We start from the raw sequence: 23,280 nt of genomic DNA, 5'->3' as shown, positions 1-23,280 counted from the left end.
CCGAGACTGAGTGCAAAGAGCAGGAAAAATTCTTGGAGATGGTTGGATCGAAATTCAACATATCGTGTAGAGATTCTCAGTGACACAAGCAGCACAGTGGCGCCACCTTAACCCTTTTTCCGGGACGTGCCAATGATATTTCCGAAGGTTTCTCTATTTTCGTGACTGACGGCAACCTGATACCGCATCGGGAGCCAGTAATTAAAGGTGCGCTCCACACAGTGTGGGCGGCATGGTATCAAGAAAAAAAACCGGCCCTTTGAACCACGGCTCCGGCCCCGGTAAGATGCCCAACAGAATTTTTCCACCTCGCTATTCAGGACACCCGCCATGAGCATCAAATCGGACAAGTGGATTCGCCGCATGGCGCAAGAGCACGGCATGATTGAGCCCTTCGTAGAGCGCCAGATGCGCGGCGAGGGCGCCGACCGCCTGATTTCGTTCGGGGTTTCCAGCTACGGTTACGACGTACGTTGCGCCGATGAGTTCAAAGTCTTCACCAACATCAATTCGGCCACCGTCGATCCGAAAAACTTCGACGAAAAAAGCTTCGTCGACGTCCAGAGCGACGTTTGTATCATCCCGCCAAACTCCTTTGCCTTGGCGCGCACTGTCGAATTCTTCCGTATTCCGCGCAATGTCTTGACCATCTGCCTGGGCAAGAGCACCTATGCGCGTTGCGGCATTATCGTCAACGTGACGCCCCTTGAGCCCGAGTGGGAAGGTCATGTGACCCTGGAGTTCTCCAACACCACCACCTTGCCGGCAAAGATCTATGCCAACGAAGGCGTGGCACAGATGTTGTTCTTCGAGTCCGATGAAGAGTGTGAAGTCTCCTATAAAGACCGAGGGGGCAAGTACCAGGGCCAGCGCGGCGTCACCTTGCCACGCACCTGATCCAAGCCTCTTGCACGCTAAGGGAATTTGTCAGCGGGCAGAGACTCTATTGGGTGTACTGCCTCGGATTGTGAAAAAACGATCCGGGCCACGCTTGAGGAGTCTTTTATGAAGCTCGATCCGCGAATCAGCGCCGAACTTGCCCGGCTTGAACCCAACCAGGTTGGCGTTCTAGCCTGGTCCTTGATGGCTGATCCTGCGTTTGCCGGGGGTATTCCCGGCCAGCCAGGTCCTGATGACCCTTGGCCTACCGAGCCTGAAGAGCCAGGTGAGCCCACCCTTCCAGACGAGCCGCCTCCTGTTCCGATGGCTTGATTTTCCGTATCGGGCCCATCATGCAGGGTGTCTTCTGCAGTCTGGGAGCAGGATCTGTGGGTCGTATTGCTTGAACACTCCAAAGAACAAACTGCTGGATGCCTGGACTTGTCGGGTACTTCTCGGCGCCCCGGGATAATCCCACGCAAAGCGTGGGATCGATCGCTGGGGGTTATTTGCCGGGCACCAGGGTCAACCTTGTCTTCCCGTATACCTTGTCAAAGTTCTGCTGTTGCATCGGGAAACTCAGGTATTGCGCCTTGAGCCAAGGATCTATGCCGTTCGCGTAGTTTGGGCTGGCCGGGTTGCCGGAGTGACCAATACCGTTTTGGCCCATCATCGGCTCCACCTGGCTGAAGTCGACAATCATTCGCAGGGCTGGCACCTGGGTGGTTTCGAAGTCCTGGCCCCAGCGGTACGGCGAGCTGTTCAGGGTGCTGTGATCACCACCCGCCGCCAGTGGCCCGCGCACAATCTGGCCGTTGGCGTCTTTCCAGGTGTAGCTGTGGAGCTTGCCCCACTGCCAGGCTTTGTGATCCGTACCTAATTGGCTGTCGCCCGCAGTAATCGCGGCGGCCAGGCTGTGGGCAAGAATCGTTGGTTTGTCTTCAGTTTGCGGGGTGCGCAGGTCATCCCAGAACGGGCTTTCTTCGCGTCCCAGCAGGTGATCGGCCTGGGCCGAGTACGACAGGCTGGCATTGCCGACAAAGGCATTCCAGGTGGCACTGGTTTGCGGGCCGAGTTCGTCGAGGAAGATCTGCTTGGCACTTTCCTGCAGGAAGAGCTCGTAAATTGCCGCATCGCTGGAGGTTGGTGCCAGGCGCCCGTCGAACGCCATCAAGCGATTGAAGGCTTTCTGAGCCTTGCTCCGTTCGGCGGCGGGCAAGGCATCGATGGCCTGTTTCAGAGGCTGGGCCATGCCTGGGGCCTTGAGCATGGACTTGAGCTTGGCGGCAAAGGGAGTGGTCTGGTCGTACTGCATGGCGATCAGGCTGCGGGTATCGTGTTTGCCGGCGCCGGCCAGTTGCGCCAGGCGCTCACTGCGCTCCGGGGCATCCCAGGAGTTGGACAACTGCATGCCATAACCACGGGGGGCAGTGCGTTGGTTGGCGGTGCCGAGCCAGCCCTGGGCCGGGTCCTGGTCATAGGGATGCAGCATTGCGTCGGCGTAACCGTCCCAGTCAAAGCGTGCATCCCAGCCCGGCGATGGCAGCAGGCCTTCGCCTTCGCGACGATTGGGGAAGCGGCCGGTGACTTGCCAGCCAATATTGCTGGCGTCGGCGAAGATCATGTTCAGGGCGATGGCGCGGATTTCCCGGGTAGCGTCCGACGCCTTGCCAGCGCTCTGGGCCCGGGACAGATCGAAGAACGCATCCAGGCTCTTGTCGTCCTTGAAGCTCGCGGCCTGTAAGGCGAGACCGTAGCCGCTATTCAGGGATTGAGCACTGTTAAGCAAGGCGCCGTGGCGGGTTTCATACATCACCTCGCGAATCGGCCGTTGACCTTTGGCAAAGAAGGTTTCGTTGCGGGCCACTGCTGGCAGCCATTTCCCGTTGTTCTCGTAGTACAAGGCACTGCCTTGGCGCCTGACTTTTTCCAGAAACAGGTCCTGGGTATCGCCTTTGACTGCGCTCATGCTCCAGGCCACTTTACCGTTGAAACCGGAGAGTAAGATTGGCATGCCGGCCACCGAGACGCCGGCGGCCTGGTATTTCGGGGCTCGAATCTGCACGTAGTTCCACGGTGATGGGGCTTGAGGCTTGGCCGACAGGTCATTGGCCAGCAGGCTTTTACCGCTGCGACTGCGTTGTGGAGCGATCGCCCAGTTGCTGGAAGTGCTCACTGCGAGGTTATTGAGGGTGCTTGCTTGTTGGCTGACCGCGTTCAGTACGCTCAGGCCGGCAATCTGACTCAGATTTACACCCTTGAGTTTGTCGGTCTCGCCCAGGGGCAGCGGCTCGTCCGGGGTGCTTGGGGTCAACCAGGCGAGTTTGTCGGCACCGATTTTTTGCGCCAGCACGAGCGATGATAATTCCTCCTGTACGTTGGCCGACTCGCTGAAACTCAGCAGGCAGAACAACAGCGCTGAATCTTCTGGTTTCCAGTATTCCGGCTTGTAGCCGGTCTGGGCCAGGTCCGGCGGCAGCTTGTCGCGGTAGCGGAACAGGTAGGCGTTGACCCCGCGGGCATAGACTTCAAAGAAGCGCTTGAGGCGTGGCGACGAGGCGGTGTACAGCTCGCCGGCGCTTTTTTTCAGGTTGACCGCGCGCATGAAACGGTCGACATCCAGCGCCTGCGGCCCGGACATTTCCGCCAACCGGCCTTGGGCCAGCAGGCGCAGGGTGACCATTTGGTTGATGCGATCGCTGGCGTGTACATAACCGAGGGTGAACAGTGCGTCATGGAAGGTGCTGCTTTCAATCAGGGGCATACCCTGGCTGTTGCGGCGCACGGAAACGTTTTGCGCCAAGCCCTTGAGCGGCTGTACCCCGGAAACCGGGGGCAGGGTGTCCTGGGTATTCAGTGACTGGCAACCCGCCAGGCCCAAGGCACTGGCTACTGCCGCGGCAACGCCGAACCGGGGGAAAAAGTGTGAGAGGGCTGGCGAGGCCATGGCAAAGCTCCTGCGGGGTAGCGTCAGTAAAGGCGCTACGTTAGTGAGCGTGGCGAAACGGCGCAAGCGGGAGGGGATGGTTATTTTTTGGATTTGAACATTCCCACGCAGCGAGTGGGAATGATCGGTGTATGTCAGGCCTTCGGTGGATTCACTTTCGCCACCAGTTCATACGCCCGCACCGTCGCCGGGCGTTCCTTTATGTGGTTGAACCAGCGCTGCACATGTGGGAAGTCTTCAAGTTTCTGACTTTGCCACTTGTGGGAAACGACCCACGGGTAGATCGCCATGTCGGCGATGCTGTATTCCTCGCCCGCTATAAAGGAACGGTCCGCCAGGCGCCGATCCAGCACACCATACAAGCGGGCGGTTTCGTCGACATACCGCTTGATGGCGTAGGGGATCTTTTCCGGGGCGAACTGACTGAAGTGGTGATTCTGCCCCGCCATCGGCCCTAACCCCCCCATTTGCCAGAACAGCCACTGCAGGACTTCCTGACGAGGACGCAGGTCTTGGGGAATGAACTTGCCAGTCTTTTGCGCCAGGTAGAGCAGGATTGCACCGGACTCAAAGAGAGGAATCGGCGCGCCGCCGTCGCTCGGGTTTTGATCGACGATGGCCGGAATGCGATTATTGGGCGCTATTTTCAGGAAGTCAGGCTTGAACTGGTCGCCCTGGCCAATGTTGATCGGATGCACCTCATAAGGCAGGCCGGCTTCCTCCAGGAACAACGAAACCTTGTGACCGTTGGGGGTGGTCCAGTAGTACAGATCGATCATGACGCTCTCCAAAAGTGGTAACGCTTGAGCGGATAGCAAACAGATGCGTGGACTGTTTTACTCCCGATGACTTGCCTGTAGGAATAGGTGATGTTCAAGTATCGAAAATTCAACAAAACATTTGGATCTATCGATATGGAGATTCGAGCCCGCGCCGCCCTGATCATTATTGATCAGCAAAAAGGTATTCATCACCCCAGGCTGGGGCGGCGCAATAACCCCCATGCCGAAGAGCGCATGTTGGCGTTGTTGGCTTATTGGCGGCTTACTGGTCGACCGGTTATCCATGTTCAGCACTTGTCCCGCTCGCCAGACTCGGTGTTCTGGCCTGAACAATCAGGTGTGGCGTTCCAGGATGCGTTTGTTCCGCAGGCGGGGGAGCAGTTGATTCAGAAGCGGGTGCCGGATGCGTTTTGCGGTACGACGCTGGAAGTGAGTTTGCGCGCAGCCAATATCGGGCAACTGATGTTGGTGGGGGTGGCGACGAACAACTCGGTGGAATCCACCGCTCGTACCGCCGGTAACCTGGGATTTGAGACCTGGGTGATCGAAGATGCCTGCTATACCTTTGATAAAGCGGATTTCTTTGGCCAGTTGCGCTCCGCCGAGGCGGTGCACGCGATGTCCCTGGGTAACCTGCACGGTGAATACGCGACGGTTATCTCTTCCGGGCAACTGTTGGCTTAACGGGGCTTGTTGCTTTGAGCACAATCCCGGTGGCGGGCGTGTTGTGGCGAGGGAGCAAGTTCCCCCGCCGCAGAGTCATCAAGCGCCGTGGCACTTCTTGAATTTTTTCGCACTGCCGCACGGGCATGGATCATTGCGACCTACGTCTTTCAAGGTATTGCGCACCGGCTCCTGGTGAGCGTGGCCGCAGTTCGGGCCGTGGACATGGCCGTGGTCGTGATCATGGTGATCGTGGTTGCAATCAGGACCATGAACATGAGGTTGTTGAGTCATTTATGTCGCTCCGGGATAAAGTCGCCGGGGATTATCTCGCCATTACGTAGCACGTGCACGTCGTTACCGATGAATAATCCGGTTTTCAGCTCACCTTCCAGGCGGTACGGGATGGGTTGGCTCGGTTTTTTCAGCATCGCGACCACCTCACGCACCTGAGGCCACAGGTTGGTGCGTACCGATACCTTGAAAAAGGCATGGCTGCGGGGTGCAACGGTGAGCCACTCGTTGGACTCGCCTTCGGTCAGCAGCAGATCGTCCAGGGTGATCTTGTAAATCAGGCCGCGTACCGTCAGGTCGGCGTCGTCGCGGTTATCGACGCGAAAGTACAGTTTGAATTTCTGCTCCAGCAGCTTGGCCCGGACCACCTCTATCTTGACCAGATGCACCTGGGGTGGTGGCGCACCGTCTTCGAACCAAGAGGCGCAGCCGGTCAGGCCAAGGGTCAATGCCAGCATCAAACTGTAAATCCGTAGCATGGCGTTAATCCCTGTGGCCCTGTAGAAGCGAGCTTGCTCGCGAAGGTCGTCAACGATGACGCTTACAGCCTGACACACAACGGCGCTCTCAGGTTTTTCGCGAGCTGGCTCGCTCCTACAAGTGGGCTCGCCTGCAGTCAGAGGTAGCTTGCGCAACACTTCTTGAATTTTTGCCCGCTGCCACACAAGCAGACGTCGTTACGTCCAGCCGTCACCTCCACCGTCGGATCGATGAAGTACCAACGTTCGTGATTCTGTACGAAGGATGAACGTTCCCTGTGGCTGTGTTCACCCATGCTGTCATGCCAGCGGGCAGTGAAGGTAACGAAGGCGTGTTCGGGTTGCCCACCGAACACCTCTGAACTTTCCACCTCCAGGCCCAGCCATGTGCTTTGGGCACTCCAGGTACTAATGGCTTCCTGGTCCAGGCCAGCCTGTTGCGCTGGCAGGGTAGTGGCTACCAGATAGTCCACCAGGCCCAGCACATAGGCGCTGTAGCGCGAGCGCATCAGTACGGTGGCGCAAGGTGCGGGGTGGCCGGCGTGATAATGGCCACAGCAGGCATCCAGTAGGTTGCCACTGCCGCAGGGACAAATGGATGTGCTCATCGGGTCACCACCAATACTTTCCAAAGTTTTCCGGGTTGGCCCAGAAGCGGGCATTCAGCCAGTCCGGCACCTGTTTATAGTCAAGCAGATCATAGGTAAACAGCGTCAGAACCTGCTCATCACGCTGGAACCGCTCGCCGGCTTGCAGGGCCAGGGAGAAAAAGTCCGTTTCCTTCCAGTCGCAGGCACCCAGGTCCACCAGCACCGCAATGCGGCTGGCATTAAGGTTACGAATGCCGCCGAGCAAGGTCAGGCCTTGCGGTTTTGGCAGGTGCTCCAGGCAGTCGACCACCAGCGCCAGGTCAAAACGTTGCGCTGCCAACTCCGCCGGCAAGGGCCCGGGCGGGGCGACAGACACCTGGGTGTCGGGATGCGCCGCTTGAAAGGCATCCAGCGCCGGGAGTTGGTGGGCACTCAACAGCAACAGGCGCTTGGGCTGATGCAGATCCAGCAAGGCAGCCAGGGCTTGCTGGGGCGTACGAGAAGAAATACCAACGCTCATCAGAGATCCTCACATCAGGACCGTAGAGACTAACGCGGCTGAGCGTGCGGGCCTAGAGCGGGCGGCTGAGAAAAGTCCGGAATGCACCGTTATCCTCAATGAATACGGGGGTGTGGCGTACTAGCGCAGATGAAAAGAGCCGTCTTTACTCCATCCATCGGCTCCCGGCCGATTCCCTCAGGAGAAATCAGATGAGCATCATGCGGACAGCTCTACCCTTGGTTCTGCTAACCGGAGTATTGACAGGTTGCGCAGGCTTGCAAAAAACCGACTGGCCCACCTGTGCCGCCCTTGGCGGTGTGACTGGCGCCGCCCTCGGCGCTACCGAAAGCTCTGCATGGGCTGGCGGTGGCGCGTTGTTGATTGGTGGTATGGCTGGCGCTTATTGCTGGGTCCATGGCGACGGTGATGAAGACGGCGATGGTGTGCCGGACAGCCGCGACAAGTGCCCTGGCACCCCCCAAGGCGTACAGGTTGATGCCAATGGCTGCCCACCGGCACCGACTGCGGTGGTCGAGGAAGTGGTGGTGGTTAATGAAGAAACCATCGTGATTCGCGACGTCCACTTCCAGTTTGACTCGGCCAGGCTCACGGCGGCAGACAAAACCAAACTCGACGTCATCGCTACTCGTCTGAAAACAGAGGCCCCGGGCGCGCAGTTGCGTGTCAGCGGCCATACTGACAGCGTCGGCAAAGACGCCTACAACCAGGCCCTCTCGGAAAAACGCGCCCATTCGGTGACGGATTACCTGGTGGGTGCCGGGGTGCCGCGCAGCAGTTTCGTCTCGATAGCGGGGGCCGGTGAAAGCCATCCGGTGGCTGACAACAAAACAGCCGAAGGTCGTACCTTGAACCGTCGGGTGGAAATCCAGATCAACCGCTGAAAAATCCATCGCCCCTGTGGGATCCACAGGGGCATTCCTGGCTCTTGTGGCGCTTGCCCTTCATCAAGTTTTTTATCCTTTACTGGCAAATCGCTTGTAGAAGTCGTTACTGTGCGCCCAAAGAATAATGTGCCAGGGGAGTGCGCGCGATGAGGGTGTTTTGGGGGTTGGGGAAGTTTCTGACGCTGCTGTTCTGGGGCGTGGTGGTGATCAATCTGTTCAAGCCGCTGATCAATCCGTTTCACCTGTTGGTCAATCTGGCGGGCAGTTTGTTGCTGCTGACTCATTTGCTAGAGCTGCTGTTATTCAACGCCAGCGTGAAGAACCGTGTCCATCCCTGGCGTGACCGCTTGCAGATTCTGCTAGTAGGCATGTTCCACTTGCAGGGCCTTGCGGGGCCCGCGCGCGCGACTGATCAAACGAAGGCGGCCAATCATGCATAAGGTTTGTCTGTTGACCCTGTTGGTCAGCCCCCTGGCCATGGCCCAGAGCGTCAGTGTCGAGACTCACTCTTTAATGCGCCTGCCCACCAGCAGCAGCGTATTGCAATTGGAGCGGCTGGAAGTGGCGGATTATGGCACTTTGCTGATTCCTTCCAAGGTCACCCAGGTCAATGTCGATGAATTGCACCTGGGCCGCGAAGCCCGGATTGCCATCGTGCCCGGTGGCACCGGGCTGCAGATGCAGGTACGCCATGCACAGCTGGATCATGGCAGCCAAATTACCTCACGCGGAGCCCCCGGTACCCACGAAAAACCGGCCAAGCCAGGGCGTGACCTGACGTTGCGCATCCAATCCTTGAATGCCGGTGAGCTGTCGGTGGACGCCCGTGGCGGCGCCGGGGCCCAAGGTTATGCTGGCCTTGACGGTGCCAATGGCGAAGATCCGGGTTGCACCTGGGGCTCGGCCGGGCGTGGCGCCAATGGTGACAATGGCGGTGATGGATTGTCGGGTGCGGCGGGCGCGCAAGTACGGCTCGAGCTGCCTCGGGATTATCCGGGCGAGCAGATCAAGGTCTGGGTGGGCGGTGGTGCCGGTGGCTTGGCGGGCACGGCTGGCAAACCTGGAAAGGGCGGGCAGTCCAAGGGCTGCCTGGTTTACCGCGCCGCTGGCGGCGAGAAGGGCCGGCCTGGGCTGGAAGGGCAGCCGGGTGTGGCGGGGCCTGCGGGTTCAGTGACCGTTCAGCCGTTGTAGGAGAGGGGCCGCTTTAAGGCATAAGCTGCAAGCTTCAAGCAAGAAGCTTGCAGCTGCCGCTCTCTGCTAAAACATCGGTCGTGCCGACGCCACGGCCACCAGCACCAACCCGACAATCAGGTTGATTCCCACCAACTTGCGGATTTGCCCCAGCGCAACAGCACCGGCCGGCCAGTCCTCGGCCGCCACTGCGGTGCGCAGTTCCGGTAGCTTCAGCGCCTGGATGCGGATAAACAGTGCGGTCATCACCACATACAAGCCCATCATGATTTGCACATAACGTGGCGCGGTCTCAAACCCGTTGAAGCGCAGTTGCAGCAGGCCGACGCCACTGATCGGCAAGACCAGCACGGCCACCCAGATCCACACGAAAAAACGTTGAAACACATTCACCCACAATTTCAGTCGGGCAGGGCCCTCAAGCGCAGCCATGGCGGCCGGCCGCAGGATCATCCAGGAGAAAAACATACCGCCGACCCAGATCAGGGCGGCCAATACATGCACGGTGTAAGTGAGGCTAAAGACGGTCATTGAGGTACTCCGTTCTGCGCGGGATTAATTAGCGGGGTATGATAGCGGCCGATCCGAACCACTGAAAATTTATCCAGCGTTTTTTGCGCCCGACTATCCATGATCAGCACTGAACTCAAAACCACGATCCAGGGCGCCTACACGCGTTTTCTCGAAGCCAAGAGCTTGAAACCGCGGTATGGCCAGCGCCTGATGATCGCCGAAGTGGCCAAGGTCCTCGGGGATATCGACACCGACGACGAAGGCCGGCGCAGTGGCGACCCTGCGGTCGTGGCCGTCGAGGCTGGCACCGGCACCGGTAAAACCGTGGCTTACAGCCTGGCCGTGATTCCCACTGCCAAGGCTGCCGGTAAGCGGCTGGTGATTGCCACCGCCACCGTCGCCCTGCAGGAGCAGATCGTCTACAAAGACCTGCCGGACCTGATGCGCAACAGCGGCCTGAGCTTCACCTTCGCCCTGGCCAAGGGGCGTGGTCGCTATATGTGCCTGTCCAAGCTCGACGTACTGTTGCAGGAAGGTCACGCGCAAACCGCCACTGCCCAGTTGTTCGAAGAAGAAGGCTTCAAGATCGAAGTGGATGAGGCCAGTCAGAAGCTGTTTACCAGCATGATTGAAAAGCTGGCCGGCAATAAATGGGACGGTGATCGCGACAGTTGGCCCAATGCCCTGGAAGATGCCGATTGGGCACGCCTGACCACCGATCACAGCCAGTGCACCAACCGCCATTGCCCCAACTTCGGCCAGTGCGCCTTCTACAAGGCCCGTGAGGGCATGGGCAAGGTCGACGTTATTGTCACCAACCATGACATGGTTTTGGCAGACCTGGCCCTGGGTGGGGGCGCCGTGCTGCCGGACCCGCGCGACACCCTTTACGTGTTCGACGAAGGTCACCACCTGCCGGACAAGGCCATCGGCCACTTTGCCCATTACACCCGCCTGCGCTCCACTGCCGATTGGCTGGAAACCACCGCCAAGAATCTCACCAAGCTGCTGGCCCAGCACCCGCTGCCCGGCGACCTCGGTAAGTTCATCGAGCAGGTCCCGGAGCTGGCGCGTGAGATCAAGACCCAGCAACAGTTCATGTTCAGCGCTTGTGAGCAAGTGGCGGACTTCAAGCCCGGCGAAGACGTGGAGGGGCGTGAGCGTCCGCGTCATCGTTTTGTCGGCGGGATGATCCCCGAGCATATGCGGGAAATGGGTATTGAACTGAAGAAGGGCTTTTCCCGCTTGACCGACCTGTTCACCCGCCTCACCGATCTGCTCAAGGAAGGCATGGATGGCGAGGTCAATATCGGCATCGCCAGCAATCAGGCTGAAGAGTGGTACCCGCTGTTTGGCAGCCTGTTGTCTCGCTCCCAGGGCAACTGGGAACTGTGGACGGCCTTTACCGCCGAAGACCCGGAAGACAACCCGCCCATGGCACGCTGGCTGACTTTGTCGGAAAGCGGTGCGCTGTTCGATATCGAGGTCAATGCCAGCCCGATCCTGGCGGCGGAAATGCTGCGGCGCAACCTGTGGAATGTGGCCTACGGTGCCCTGGTCACCTCGGCGACGCTGACGGCACTGGGTACTTTCGAGCGCTTTCGCATGCGTGCCGGACTGCCGAAAAAGGCGGTCACCGCTGTGGTGCCGAGCCCGTTCCATCACGCTGATGCCGGCGTGCTACGGGTACCGGACCTCAAGGCCGACCCACGGGACGCGCCGGCACACACGGCGGCGATCATCCGTGACCTGCCGTCATTGGTGGAAGGATCCAAAGGCACCCTGGTGCTGTTCTCATCACGCAAGCAGATGCAGGACGTGTTTGACGGCCTGGACCGCGACTGGCGCAAGCAGGTGTTTATCCAGGGCAACCTGTCGAAACAGGAAACCCTGAACAAGCACAAGGCGCGAGTTGATGGCGGTGACTCCAGTGTGCTGTTCGGCTTGGCAAGTTTCGCCGAAGGTGTGGACCTACCCGGAGCCTACTGTGAGCACGTGGTGATCGCCAAGATCCCGTTCTCGGTGCCGGATGACCCCGTAGAAGCGGCATTGGCCGAATGGATCGAAGCCCGGGGCGGTAATCCGTTCATGGAAATCTCGGTGCCAGACGCGTCCTTGAAGCTGGTCCAGGCCTGTGGTCGCCTGCTGCGTACCGAGCAAGATCGCGGCACCATCACGTTGCTCGACCGCCGTTTGGTCACCCAGCGCTATGGCAAAGCCATCCTTAACGCGCTACCGCCGTTCCGCCGCGAAATATCTTGAACCACAGTGGGCGAAATCGCCCGCTGCGTGGTCTATCTCACTGTTACTGATTCAAGTCGTCAGGCCATTCATCGGCCGCTTGGGAGAACCTTGTTCGTATGATTCGCACGCTGCCCGTTCTTTGTGCCCTGTTGTTCGCCGCGCCGTTGCTGGCCGCGCCTGTCGGGCAGCAAACGCTGTTCAACTTTGTCCGGCCTACCGACGTGGTCAACGTGGCGACCCGGGACGCCAGTTTGCCGCAATACAATGCTGAGCAAACCCCGGAAGGCGAAGTGCTGCGCCGAATCACCTTCAACCCGGCGGCAGAACCGAGCCTGGTGCTCAGCCCGCATAGCGGCGCATGGGACTGGTCCCAGTCCAGTGCCATGAGCTTGCGTATCCAGAGTGCGATGGATTGGGCGCTGACTCTCTACGTCAAGGTCCAGAGCAACGATGGCAAGACCCTGGTCAGCCGCATCGACCTGCCGGCAGGCCCTGCCCAGACCCTGCTGATTCCACTGCACGCCAACTCCCCAATCAGCCAGGGCATGAAGGCGGGCCCGCCGATGCCGATGATGGTGGATGGCCAGCGCGTGCTGCTGGGCAGCAGTGCAGGAGAAATTGATCTCAGCAAGGTGGTGTCGGTCACGCTGTCGATGATCAAACCCAATGCTGCCCAAAGCATCCTGTTGGAACGATTCGGCGTGCAGGACAGCGAACCGGTTTTCAAGGCCGCCTATAGCGACCTGGTGGATGCCTATGGGCAGTCCACGCGGGGCAAATGGCCGGAGAAAGTCAGCAGTGACGAGCAGTTGAAAGTCGTCGCGGCCAAGGAACAGCAAGAACTCAAGGGTTGGCTCACCGAGCATGATCGTTCTTCCCTGGACACGTTTGGCGGATGGAATAAAGGCCCGGCCTTTGAAGCCAGTGGTTTTTTCCGTACCGAGAAGCGCGATGGCCGCTGGTACCTGGTGACCCCGCAAGGTCATCCGTTCTATTCCCTGGGGGTTAACACCGTCGCCCCGGATAACAACCAGACCTACGTGACGGGGCGCGAATGGATGTTTACCGCGCTGCCCAAGGCCGGTGAGCCGTTCGACAAGTACTACGGCAATGGCGACAACCGGGGCGGCAACGGTGCCGACCAAGGGCGCGGCTTCTATGGCGGCCGCTGGTACGACTTCTATGGCGCCAACTTGCAGCGCACCTACGGCCAGCCCTGTGTGCCGGCCACGCACAAGGCCGAGGATACAAAAACCGACCCCGTTGCGCCTTGCCCGCCAGAGGGTTTTGACCAGCAACGTTGGGTCGGCCACACCCTGGATCGCCTGCAAGCCTGGGGCTTCAATACCGTTGGCAACTGGAGTGCTCCCGAGCTGGGAACGGCAGACCGCGTGGCTTACACCTTGCCGTTGTCGATCGTCGGCGATTACGCCAGCATCAGCACCGGCACTGATTGGTGGGGAGGTATGCCCGACCCGTTTGACCCACGCTTTGCCATGGCTACCGAACGTGCAGTGGCTATTGCTGCCCGCGACCATCGTGACGACCCGTGGCTGATCGGCTTTTTTGCCGATAATGAATTGGCCTGGGCCGGTCCGGGAGACGACGCGAAGTCCCGTTACGCCCTGGCCTACGGCACCTTGCGCATGACCACTGACGTACCGGCCAAGAGGGCTTTTCTCAAGCAACTACGGGACAAGTATCGCAACCAGGAAGGCCTGTCGCGGGCCTGGGGCATTGACTTGCCCGCTTGGGAACTGATGGAAGACCCGGGTTTTGTACCGCCGATGCCAAGCCCAGAGCACCCGGAAATCGAAGCGGACTTCAAGTATTTCCAGAAGACCTTCGCCGATGCTTACTTCAAGACCATCTCCGATGCGCTGAAATGGCACGCTCCCAACCAACTGTTACTGGGTGGGCGCTATGCCGTGAGCACCCCGGAAGCGGTGGTGTCCTGTGCGCAGTATTGCGACGTCTTGAGCTTCAACATGTACACCCTCAAGCCTCAGGACGGTTATGACTTCGCCGCCTTGCGGGCACTGGATAAGCCGGTGCTGATCACCGAATTCAACTTTGGCTCGAACGACCGTGGCCCGTTCTGGGGGGGTGTGACGCAATTGGCCCGGGAAGAAGACCGGGGGCCCGCGTACGCCAACTTCCTCAAGCAGGCCATGGCTGAGCCGTCGATTGTCGGTGTGCATTGGTTTCAGTATCTCGATCAGCCTGTCACGGGGCGGCTGCTGGACGGTGAAAATGGCCACTTCGGCTTGGTGGGCATCACCGACGTACCCTTCCAGGGTTTCATCGAGAGCGTACGCAAAAGCAACCTGGCGGCGATCGATCAGTTGGGCAAACAGGCCGCAAAAGCCAAGGTGAGCAGCGTCAGCCGCGCCGGTGAAGGCGGTAAGCCTGGCCATGAAGGCAAGGGCGCAGGGCCAGGGGCTGGGCATGCCGGCGGGCATTCGGGGAATGGGCATTGATTCAACGCGTACGGGTTTCCAAATCCCACAATCGCTGGAACAATGCTCGCCACTTTTATGCAGGACTTTTTCGAGGGGGCTTAGGTGCAGATTCAGGGTCATTACGAGCTTAAGTTCGAAGCGGTGCGTGAAGCCTTTGCCGCGCTGTTCGATGACCCTCAGGAGCGCGGCGCCGCGTTGTGCATCCAGATAGGCGGAGAAACGGTCGTCGACCTTTGGGCCGGTACTGCCGACAAGGATGGTGCCGAAGCCTGGCACAGCGACACGATTGCCAATCTGTTCTCCTGCACCAAGACCTTTACTGCCGTCACGGCGCTGCAACTGGTCGCTGAAGGCAAATTGCAACTCGATGCGCCGGTCGCCAAGTGTTGGCCGGAATTCGCCGCAGCCGGCAAAGAGTCCATCACCCTGCGCCATCTGCTTTGCCATCAGGCTGGGTTGCCAGCGCTGCGCGAGACGCTCCCCGCCGAAGCCCTTTACGACTGGCAGTTGATGGTCGATACCCTGGCCGCCGAAGCGCCGTGGTGGGCATTGGGCGAAGGTCATGGCTATGCCGCGATTACCTATGGCTGGTTGGTAGGAGAATTGCTGCGCCGGGCTGACGGTCGCGGACCGGGGGAGTCCATTGTGGCCCGGGTTGCTCGGCCATTGGGGCTGGACTTTCACGTCGGGTTGGCAGATGAAGAATTTTATCGAGTTGCGCATATTGCCCGGGGTAAGGGCAATATGGGCGATGAGGCGGCCCAGCGTTTATTGCAAGTAACAATGCGTGAACCCACGGCCATGACTACTCGGGCATTTACCAATCCACCGTCTATTCTAACCAGCACTAATAAACCTGAGTGGCGCCGCATGGAGCAGCCAGCGGCAAATGGTCACGGTAATGCCCGTAGCCTGGCGGGTTTTTATAGTGGTTTGCTGGACGGTAGTTTGCTGGAGGCCGATATGCTCGAAGAGTTGACCCGTGAACACAGTATGGGCGTGGATAAAACTTTATTGACTCAAACCCGGTTTGGCTTGGGCTGCATGTTGGATCAACCCCAGGTACCGAATGCGACTTTCGGCCTTGGCTCCAGGGCCTTCGGGCATCCGGGCGCTGGCGGTTCGGTAGGTTTTGCCGATCCAGAACATGATGTAGCCTTCGGTTTTGTGACTAATACTCTAGGGCCTTATGTATTGATGGACCCAAGAGCGCAAAAGTTAGTAAGAATATTGGCCGGTTGTCTGTAAATAGCTTGCGGTTGGGCATTTTTTTGTTACAAAGGCCTCTACAAAACGTTGGTAAAAAGACGTTCAGCGAAATGTTGTAACTTTAATGCTCTAGAAGCGTCTGTTTAACGGGTCATCCTGGCCCTATGGTTTTTCTCTCATTTTGTGGATATCTCATGTTATCGAACAAGTCCTTGGCATTGGCGCTATGCCTCACTCTTACCGGTTGTGCGCAAACTCCACAGAGTGATACGGAAGGTGGGCATTGGTGGGCATTCGGTACTGATAAGACGGCTTCCAAGGATGAATCAGCCGTAGTGGCAGCCACATCGGATGCCAAGACTTCGGTCGCGGCCAACGTTGACGCGCCTGCCCCGGTTACCACGGCAGATACCGGCTCCAACTGGTGGCCTTTTTTCTCGAAAAGCGCCGATGAAAAGGCCGCCGATGCCAAGGCTGACCTGAAGGCCGACCTCAAGGCTGCCACCCCGGCATCGACCGCAGCACCCGCCGTGGCCAAGGCTGATACCGAGACCCATTGGTGGTGGCCGTTCGAAAGCAAGCCAGCGTTTTTGTCCAAGGTCGACGTAACCAACGTCCCGATGCCTGATCCGAAAATTACTCAAGCCTGGCTGGACGACTACGAGCCGCGCCTGCGCACAGCCATCGAGGGCAGCAGCCTGCAACTGGAACGTCGTGACAACGTTCTGGTGGTGATCGCCCCGGTTGAGGGTTTCTACAACCCGAAGCGCCCAGCCATGTTGCTGCCAGTGACCCTTGGTCCTTTTACCCGAGTAGCCAAGGCGGTTGAAAGCGATCCCAAGACCGCTGTTCTGGTTCTGGGCCACGTCGATGCCACCGGCACTGCGCCGCAGAGCCAGGCCTTGACCAAGGAGCGTGCGCAATCCATTGCTTCGATCTTCAGCCTCAGTGGTTTGAAACAGGATCGCTTGATGCTGCGTGGCATGGGTGACCTGATGCCTCGTGCCGCCAACGACAGCAAGCAGGGCCGTGCCTTGAACCGCCGTATGGAAATCATGTTCACCCAGCGCACCACCATGCTGGCGCTGCTCAGCAAGTACAACTCGCCTAACCCGCCGAAAGCTGAAATGGTTGCTGCACAAGACGTTCCCGCACCAATTGCCCCGGCTGCGAAAAAAGCCACTCCAGCAAAAGCAAAAAAGGCACCGGCGAAGAAAGCTAGCAAATCCGTTGCTAAAAAAGCTCCGGCCAAGGCTGCTAAAAAAGCCCCAGCCAAGCCGGCCGCAAAAAAAGTGACACCGGCCAAGGCTGCAGCGCCAGTGGCGTCGAACGACCAGGCAAAAAACTGATCCGTTGAGCAAGAAGGATAGAGCCGCATGACCCAGGCACTGGCCGATATGCGCCGTGATTACACACGGGACGGTTTGAGCGAGGCCCAAGCCCCGGCCGAACCGTTTGCCTTGTTCCACCAGTGGTTCAATGATGCGGTGAAAACCGAGCAGCCACCGGTGGAGGCCAATGCCATGACTCTGGCCACGGTCGACCAGGACGGTCGTCCGCACTGCCGGATCCTGCTGCTCAAGGGGCTGGATACACAAGGCTTTACTTTCTTCACCAATTATCAAAGCGCCAAAGGCGCGCAGCTCGCTGCGCAGCCCTTTGCCGCCATGACCTTCTTCTGGCCGACTCTGGAACGCCAGGTGCGAATTGAAGGCCGAGTGGTCAAGGTCACCCCGCAGGAATCGGACGCTTACTATCAGGTCCGCCCCCTGGGTAGTCGTCTGGGCGCCTGGGCCTCACCTCAGAGTCGGGTAATCAAGGACCGCGAAGAATTGCAGGATTTGCTCAAGGCTACCGAGCAGCGTTTCAGCGATACCCAGCCAGGCTGTCCCGAGCATTGGGGCGGTTATCGTCTGCTGCCTGAGCGCATCGAGTTCTGGCAGGGTCGTGCGAGCCGTCTGCATGACCGCTTGAACTATCGCATGCAAGGTGCCGATTGGGTTCGTGAGCGTCTAGCGCCCTGAGTAGCCGCTGGCGCAGCCTGCGATCGGCTGCGCAGCAGTCGCCTGGATCTTGAACCGCTGAAGGTCCTTCGGCCCTTATCGCAGCCTCGTGCCTCGACAGCGGCTACAGGGACCGATCCGATCACCAATCACCAATCACCAATCACCAATCACCGATCACCAATCTCCTGTAGCCGCTGGCGCAGCCTGCGATCGGCTGCGCAGCAGTCGCCTGGATCTTGAACCGCTGAAGGTCCTTCGGCCCTTATCGCAGCCTCGTGCCTCGACAGCGGCTACAGGGACCGATCCAATCACCAATCACCTGTAGCCGCTGGCGCAGCCTGCGATCGGCTGCGCAGCAGTCGTTTGGATCTTGAGACCGCTGAAGGTCCTTCGGCCCTTATCGCAGCCTCGTACCTCGACAGCGGCTACAGGGACCGATCCGATCACCAATCACCAATCACCAATCACCAATCACCAATCACCAATCACCTGTAGCCGCTGGCGCAGCCTGCGATCGGCTGCGCAGCAGTCGCCTGGATCTTGAGACCGCTGTAGGTCCTTCGGCCCTGGAGGCACTACCGTTCGTCGGGTTTCTCGGTACAGGCAGCCTGTACTAGGGCTGAATAAAAACAATTTTATGCCGCGCATGCCGTGACAGGCGTCAAGCTGCGGAGTTTAATGAATACCTGTCCTTTGGAGTTGATGCCATGCGTAAGTCTGTTTTACTGGTTGCCTGCTTTACCACTCTGTCATTACTGCTGGGTGGCTGCGCCTCGAGTCTGACGGGCGACTCTTATTCCCGTGACGAAGCACGTCGTGTGCAGACTGTACGCATGGGCACCATCGAATCCTTGCGTCCCGTGAAGATCGAAGGCACCAAGACCCCAATCGGCGGTGCTGCTGGCGCTGTGATCGGTGGTGTTGGCGGCAGCGCCATCGGCGGCGGTCGTGGCAGCATCGTCACCGCTGTCATCGGTGCCGTAGCCGGCGGCTTGTTGGGCTCGGCCACCGAAGAAGGTCTCACCCGTACCCAAGGTGTCGAAATCACTGTTCGCGAAGACGACGGCAGCATGCGTGCCTATGTCCAGGCCGTTCAGGAAAACGAAATCTTCCGCATCGGCGACCGCGTGCGCATCATGACGGTCGATGGTACAAGCCGCGTTACGCGGTAAGCGGTAAGGCAGTACAAAAAGACAACCCCAACCGGGTGACCGGTTGGGGTTTTTTGTTGGAGAAATTTTTCTCGACAGCCGGGAACACGACGTTACTGGAGGCGCAGGAGGAGGGGGGGTAAGAGGGATTTGTGAGGCACTGTGGAATTGGCCGAAAGGCCGAGTACTCCGGTGTGGAGGGGATTACGACTGAATTACCGCCTGCTTGCGACTGGCTATTGCCGTCACCGTATACCCGATCAATGCCGCCAATATCGACCCGGTCAAAATACCCATGCGGTCCATACCCGCGTATTCGCTGCTTCCCGGTACGAACGCCAGGGAGCCGACAAACAGGCTCATGGTGAAACCGATGCCACACAGGATCGCGACACCCAGCACCTGGCCCCAGTTGGAGCCGCTGGGCAGGGCCGCCAGGCCGGTTTTCACCGCGAGCCAGGTCAGGCCGAGGACGCCGATAGTCTTGCCCACCAGCAGGCCTGCAGCAATGCCCAACGGCACATGGTGGGTGAAGCTTTCCAGGTTGACCCCGGCCAGGGATACGCCGGCGTTGGCGAAAGCGAACAACGGCAGGATGCCATAGGCCACCCAGGGGTGCAGGGCGTGCTCCAGGTTCAGCAGTGGCGAAGGCTCGGCGTTTTTGGTCCGCAGCGGAATGCAGAACGCCAGGGTGACGCCCGCCAGTGTGGCGTGGACGCCGCTCTTGAGCACGCACACCCATAGGATCAGGCCGATGATCATATAAGGCCCGAGTTTGACCACTCCCAGGCGATTCATCGCAATCAAGGCAATCAGGCAGGCACCCGCGCCGGCCAATGAGGCTCCGGACAGGTCGCTGGAATAGAAGATGGCGATGACAATGATTGCACCGAGGTCATCAATGATGGCCAGGGTCATCAGAAACAACTTCAGCGACACCGGTACCCGCTTGCCAAGAAGGGCCAGAACGCCCAGGGCAAAGGCGATGTCAGTGGCCATGGGGATTGCCCAGCCGCCGAGGGCCGCCGGGTTGTCCTTGTTCAACGCCCAGTAGATCAACGCGGGAACCACCATGCCACCGATAGCCGCGGCCCCCGGCAGCACCACTTGCGAGGGCTTGGACAGGTGGCCGTCGAGCAACTCGCGCTTGACCTCCAGGCCGATCAATAGGAAGAACATGGCCATCAGGCCATCGTTGATCCATAACAGCGCTGGCTTGGCGATTTTCAACGCGCCAATTTGTGCCACCACCGGCACTTCGAGAAAGCCGGAATACAGATGTGACAACGGCGAATTGTTGATGATCAACGCCAGGGCGGCGGCAGCGATCAATAACAGACCGCTGGCGGCTTCCAGCTGGAAGAAGCGAGTGACAGTACTACGCAGAGGCAAGGTACGCTCTCCAATCAAGGTTCAATAGGTGGGTACCCTAACCCGTACCGTTAGTTGTTAAAACAAAAGTTATATTCTTATTTGTTATAAGAGAGGCGGGAAGTTGTCGTTACGCCAAAGCCTGGTAATTGTGTGACCAATTGAGTCCGGACTGTACCTGTGTTGAGTGTGGGAAACATCCTAAGATCAAGTCTGAAAACCTAAGAGAAGCCAAAAATGAGCAACAACCGACCTTGGGCCCGCGAAGCCATTCGCATTATTGAAGCGGACTTCCAGCGCAGTGCCGACACTCACCTGATCCCTTTGGCGCTGCCGGGCTTGCCGGGTATCGAGTTGTACTTCAAGGATGAGTCGAGTCATCCCACCGGCAGCCTCAAGCATCGGTTGGCTCGTTCGTTGTTTCTCTATGCATTGTGTAATGGTTGGCTCAAACCTGGTGCGCCGGTGATCGAGGCATCCAGCGGGTCTACCGCGATTTCCGAGGCGTACTTTGCCCGCCTGCTGGGTCTGCCGTTTATTGCGGTGATGCCGGCGACTACATCCCAGGAGAAGATTGCCCAGATCGCCTTCTACGGTGGCAAGAGTCATTTGGTGCAGGATCCGACGCAAATTTATGCCGAGTCCGAACGGTTGGCCCGGGAAAGCGGCGGTCATTTCATGGACCAGTTCACCTACGCTGAACGCGCCACCGACTGGCGTGCGAACAACAATATTGCCGAGTCGATCTTCCAGCAGTTGCGCTTCGAGCGATATCCGGAGCCGAGCTGGTTGATTTCCAGCCCGGGTACCGGGGGCACCACGGCGACTCTGGGGCGCTATGTGCGTTATCGCCAGCATTGCACGCGAGTATTGTGTGCCGATGCCGAGCGTTCGGTGTTCTTTGACTATTACCAGACTGGGGATGCGACGCTGCGCCTGGATTGTGGTTCGCGAATCGAAGGCATTGGCCGGCCACGGGTTGAAGCGTCGTTTTTGCCCAAGGTCATCGATGCCATGGTCAAGGTGCCGGATGCCTTGTCACTGGCGGCGATGCACTATCTGGCGCAGCGCCTGGGCCGGCGCGTGGGTGGTTCCAGCGGGACCAACCTGATAGGGGCGCTGATGGCCGCGCAGCAGATGAAGGCGACCGGGGAGACGGGGTCGATCGTGGCGATCTTGTGCGATGGTGGCGAGCGGTATGCCACCACGTATTACGACCCAGCATGGCTGGCAGCGCAAGGGTATGAGTTGGAGGACTTGATGGCCGCGGTTGCGGCCAGTGTCGAGCGGGGAGAGGCGCTGCCGGACAGCGTATTGCGCGCCAATATTTGAGAAGTCGCTAGCTGCAAGCGACAAGAAAAAGCCGATGCTGTATCTGCTTCTAACTTGTGGCTTGAAGCTTGAATTTCAGCCTTCGCTGGCCAATATATCCCGCGCCACTGCTTCGGCAATCCGAACACCGTCGACACCTGCTGACAGAATCCCACCGGCATACCCGGCACCTTCACCGGCCGGGAACAGCCCTTGCACATTCAAACTCTGCATCGATTCGTTACGCGTAATGCGCAGTGGCGATGACGTGCGGGTTTCGATCCCGGTCAGTACTGCATCGTGCAGCGAATAACCCTTGATCTGCTTCTCGAACGCCGGCAAGGCTTCGCGGATGGCTTCGATGGCGAAATCGGGCAAGGCCAGGGCCAGGTCGCCCATGGATACTCCTGGTTTGTAGGACGGTTCGACAGTGCCGATGGCAGTGGAAGGTTTGCCGGCAATGAAGTCGCCCACCAGTTGAGCCGGGGCCTCGTAATTGCTGCCGCCGAGGATAAAGGCGTGGGACTCAAGACGCTCCTGCAACTCGATCCCGGCCAGTGGGCCGCCCGGATAATCCACTTCAGGGGTGATGCCTACCACGATCCCGGAGTTGGCATTGCGTTCGTTACGGGAGTATTGGCTCATGCCGTTGGTCACGACGCGGTTTGGCTCGGATGTCGCTGCGACAACCGTGCCGCCCGGGCACATACAGAAGCTGTAGACCGAGCGCCCATTCTTGGCGTGGTGCACCAGTTTGTAGTCGGCGGCGCCCAGTTTCGGGTGCCCGGCATACTTGCCCAGGCGTGCGGCGTCGATCAGCGATTGCGGGTGCTCGATCCGAAAGCCCACCGAGAATGGCTTGGCTTCCATATACACTCCGCGGCCGTGGAGCATGCGGAACGTGTCGCGAGCGCTGTGGCCGAGGGCGAGGATTACGTGCCTGGACATAATCTGTTCGCCGCCATCGATGACCACGCCATTCAACTGGCCGTCCTCGATCAGTACGTCAGTCACCCGTTGCTCAAAACGCACTTCACCGCCCAGGGCGATGATCTGCTGGCGCATGTTTTCCACTACGCCGGTCAGTCGGAACGTACCGATGTGCGGCTTGCTGACGTAGAGGATTTCTTCCGGGGCGCCCGCCTTTACGAATTCGTGCAGGACCTTGCGCCCGTGAAACTGCGGGTCCTTGATCTGGCTGTAGAGCTTGCCGTCGGAAAACGTCCCGGCACCACCTTCGCCGAACTGCACGTTGGATTCCGGGTTGAGCACGCTTTTACGCCACAGGCCCCAGGTGTCCTTGGTGCGTTGGCGCACTTCCTTGCCGCGCTCGAGGATGATTGGCTTGAAGCCCATCTGTGCCAGCAGCAAACCGGCGAAAATCCCGCAAGGACCGAAGCCGACCACGATCGGGCGTTCAGTCAGCCCTTGCGGCGCCTGGCCCACCACCTTGTAGCTGATGTCCGGCGCCGGGTTGACGTTACGATCATCGACAAACTTGAGCAACAGGGCCGCTTCGCCTTTCACGTTCAGGTCGACGGTATAAATGAAGCACAGCTCTGATGATTTTTTGCGGGCGTCGTAGCTGCGTTTGAACAGGGTGAAATCGAGCAGGTCATCACTGGCGATGCCCAGGCGCTGCACGATGGCGGGCCGCAGGTCTTCTTCGGGATGGTCGATGGGCAGCTTGAGTTCGGTGATTCGTAACATGACAGGATCCGGTATGCGGCGTTGGTTGCGGCCGGCGGTTTTGCAAACCGGTGATTATAAGCCCCAATAGC

Annotated in this window: 22 protein-coding genes; 13 read left to right on the top strand and 9 right to left on the bottom strand. The window is 59.1% G+C overall.

The genetic code is table 11. The features are described from left to right. Nucleotides 1–330: 330 nt before the first annotated feature. Both dcd and GIR22_RS14300 read left to right on the top strand, forming a co-directional pair. Nucleotides 331–897: a dCTP deaminase gene (gene dcd, locus GIR22_RS14305; RefSeq protein WP_154743962.1), complete on the top strand. Its 567-nt coding sequence runs from the start codon at nt 331–333 to the stop codon at nt 895–897. Nucleotides 898–1,005: 108 nt separating this feature from the next. Then, nucleotides 1,006–1,212 carry a hypothetical protein gene (locus GIR22_RS14300; protein ID WP_154743961.1) on the top strand — a complete coding sequence of 69 codons (207 nt, stop codon included), beginning with the start codon at nt 1,006–1,008 and terminating at the stop codon, nt 1,210–1,212. A 172-nt stretch (nt 1,213–1,384) separates the two neighbouring features. On the opposite strand, the gene GIR22_RS14295 is transcribed toward GIR22_RS14300, so the two are convergent. Both GIR22_RS14295 and GIR22_RS14290 read right to left on the bottom strand, forming a co-directional pair. Further along, the gene (locus tag GIR22_RS14295) at nt 1,385–3,826 is read right to left on the bottom strand and encodes a penicillin acylase family protein (protein ID WP_154743960.1); all 2,442 of its coding nucleotides are present in this window, start codon (nt 3,824–3,826) and stop codon (nt 1,385–1,387) included. A gap of 134 nt (nt 3,827–3,960) precedes the next feature. Further along, nucleotides 3,961–4,605, bottom strand: a complete 645-nt coding sequence (locus GIR22_RS14290; RefSeq protein WP_154743959.1) for a glutathione binding-like protein — start codon at nt 4,603–4,605, stop codon at nt 3,961–3,963. 135 nt (nt 4,606–4,740) lie between these two features. Here GIR22_RS14290 and GIR22_RS14285 point away from each other — a divergent pair, with 135 nt between their 5' ends. Then, on the top strand, nt 4,741–5,292 hold the full coding sequence (locus GIR22_RS14285) for a cysteine hydrolase family protein (RefSeq protein ID WP_154743958.1): 552 nt from the start codon (nt 4,741–4,743) through the stop codon (nt 5,290–5,292). 78 nt (nt 5,293–5,370) lie between these two features. Here GIR22_RS14285 and GIR22_RS14280 read toward each other — a convergent pair whose 3' ends face one another. The 4 genes from GIR22_RS14280 to GIR22_RS14265 all read right to left on the bottom strand — a co-directional run bounded on the left by GIR22_RS14280 (nt 5,371) and on the right by GIR22_RS14265 (nt 7,154). Further along, entirely contained in the window at nt 5,371–5,565 is a 195-nt protein-coding gene (locus tag GIR22_RS14280; protein ID WP_154743957.1) for an SEC-C metal-binding domain-containing protein, read from the bottom strand. Beyond that, nucleotides 5,562–6,044 (bottom strand): LEA/WHy family protein, encoded by a 483-nt coding sequence (locus GIR22_RS14275; RefSeq protein ID WP_154743956.1) that lies wholly within the window; start codon nt 6,042–6,044, stop codon nt 5,562–5,564. The genes GIR22_RS14280 and GIR22_RS14275 overlap by 4 nt, the downstream gene beginning before the upstream one ends. A gap of 137 nt (nt 6,045–6,181) precedes the next feature. After that, on the bottom strand, nt 6,182–6,652 hold the full coding sequence (locus tag GIR22_RS14270) for a YchJ family protein (protein ID WP_154743955.1): 471 nt from the start codon (nt 6,650–6,652) through the stop codon (nt 6,182–6,184). A 4-nt stretch (nt 6,653–6,656) separates the two neighbouring features. Then, nucleotides 6,657–7,154, bottom strand: coding sequence for a DUF6231 family protein (locus GIR22_RS14265; protein WP_154743954.1), 498 nt, complete (start codon nt 7,152–7,154; stop codon nt 6,657–6,659). Between the two features lie 191 nt (nt 7,155–7,345). Between GIR22_RS14265 and GIR22_RS14260 the strand changes: the two genes are divergently transcribed. The 3 genes from GIR22_RS14260 (at nt 7,346) to GIR22_RS14250 (ending at nt 9,232) form a co-directional block, all read left to right on the top strand. Continuing rightward, nucleotides 7,346–8,038, top strand: a complete 693-nt coding sequence (locus tag GIR22_RS14260; protein ID WP_154743953.1) for a PA1041 family peptidoglycan-binding anchor lipoprotein — start codon at nt 7,346–7,348, stop codon at nt 8,036–8,038. Between the two features lie 149 nt (nt 8,039–8,187). Further along, on the top strand, nt 8,188–8,481 hold the full coding sequence (locus GIR22_RS14255; protein WP_154743952.1) for a DUF1145 domain-containing protein: 294 nt from the start codon (nt 8,188–8,190) through the stop codon (nt 8,479–8,481). After that, nucleotides 8,474–9,232: a collagen-like protein gene (locus tag GIR22_RS14250; RefSeq protein ID WP_154743951.1), complete on the top strand. Its 759-nt coding sequence runs from the start codon at nt 8,474–8,476 to the stop codon at nt 9,230–9,232. Before GIR22_RS14255 ends, GIR22_RS14250 begins: the two co-directional genes overlap by 8 nt. 66 nt (nt 9,233–9,298) lie before the next feature. Here the strand turns inward: GIR22_RS14250 and GIR22_RS14245 are convergent, their stop codons facing one another. Beyond that, the gene (locus GIR22_RS14245; RefSeq protein ID WP_154743950.1) at nt 9,299–9,763 is read right to left on the bottom strand and encodes a CopD family protein; all 465 of its coding nucleotides are present in this window, start codon (nt 9,761–9,763) and stop codon (nt 9,299–9,301) included. Nucleotides 9,764–9,862: 99 nt separating this feature from the next. On the opposite strand from GIR22_RS14245, the gene dinG reads away from it, so the two are divergent. The 6 genes from dinG to GIR22_RS14215 all read left to right on the top strand — a co-directional run bounded on the left by dinG (nt 9,863) and on the right by GIR22_RS14215 (nt 18,838). Continuing rightward, entirely contained in the window at nt 9,863–12,007 is a 2,145-nt protein-coding gene (gene dinG / locus GIR22_RS14240; RefSeq protein ID WP_154743949.1) for an ATP-dependent DNA helicase DinG, read from the top strand. Between the two features lie 98 nt (nt 12,008–12,105). Further along, nucleotides 12,106–14,469, top strand: coding sequence for a beta-galactosidase (locus tag GIR22_RS14235; RefSeq protein ID WP_154743948.1), 2,364 nt, complete (start codon nt 12,106–12,108; stop codon nt 14,467–14,469). A gap of 84 nt (nt 14,470–14,553) precedes the next feature. Then, a complete protein-coding gene (locus GIR22_RS14230) occupies nt 14,554–15,699 on the top strand; it encodes a serine hydrolase (protein WP_178122251.1) in 1,146 nt (381 codons plus the stop codon). A 155-nt stretch (nt 15,700–15,854) separates the two neighbouring features. Then, nucleotides 15,855–17,009, top strand: coding sequence for an OmpA family protein (locus GIR22_RS14225; protein ID WP_154743947.1), 1,155 nt, complete (start codon nt 15,855–15,857; stop codon nt 17,007–17,009). A 27-nt stretch (nt 17,010–17,036) separates the two neighbouring features. Further along, nucleotides 17,037–17,684 (top strand): pyridoxamine 5'-phosphate oxidase, encoded by a 648-nt coding sequence (gene pdxH, locus GIR22_RS14220; RefSeq protein ID WP_154743946.1) that lies wholly within the window; start codon nt 17,037–17,039, stop codon nt 17,682–17,684. Nucleotides 17,685–18,373: 689 nt separating this feature from the next. Further along, nucleotides 18,374–18,838 (top strand): outer membrane lipoprotein, encoded by a 465-nt coding sequence (locus GIR22_RS14215; RefSeq protein WP_003189251.1) that lies wholly within the window; start codon nt 18,374–18,376, stop codon nt 18,836–18,838. A gap of 183 nt (nt 18,839–19,021) precedes the next feature. On the opposite strand, the gene nhaA is transcribed toward GIR22_RS14215, so the two are convergent. Beyond that, nucleotides 19,022–20,209, bottom strand: coding sequence for a Na+/H+ antiporter NhaA (gene nhaA, locus GIR22_RS14210; RefSeq protein WP_154743945.1), 1,188 nt, complete (start codon nt 20,207–20,209; stop codon nt 19,022–19,024). 216 nt (nt 20,210–20,425) lie between these two features. Between nhaA and GIR22_RS14205 the strand changes: the two genes are divergently transcribed. Continuing rightward, entirely contained in the window at nt 20,426–21,520 is a 1,095-nt protein-coding gene (locus GIR22_RS14205) for a PLP-dependent cysteine synthase family protein (protein ID WP_154743944.1), read from the top strand. 75 nt (nt 21,521–21,595) lie between these two features. Here the strand turns inward: GIR22_RS14205 and GIR22_RS14200 are convergent, their stop codons facing one another. Continuing rightward, nucleotides 21,596–23,209 carry an NAD(P)/FAD-dependent oxidoreductase gene (locus GIR22_RS14200; RefSeq protein ID WP_154743943.1) on the bottom strand — a complete coding sequence of 538 codons (1,614 nt, stop codon included), beginning with the start codon at nt 23,207–23,209 and terminating at the stop codon, nt 21,596–21,598. Nucleotides 23,210–23,280: the final 71 nt, after the last annotated feature.

The sequence above is a fragment of the Pseudomonas karstica genome, from assembly GCF_009707515.1.
Classification (GTDB): Bacteria; Pseudomonadota; Gammaproteobacteria; order Pseudomonadales; family Pseudomonadaceae; genus Aquipseudomonas; species Aquipseudomonas karstica.
This window is presented reverse-complemented; position numbering and strand designations above follow the sequence as displayed.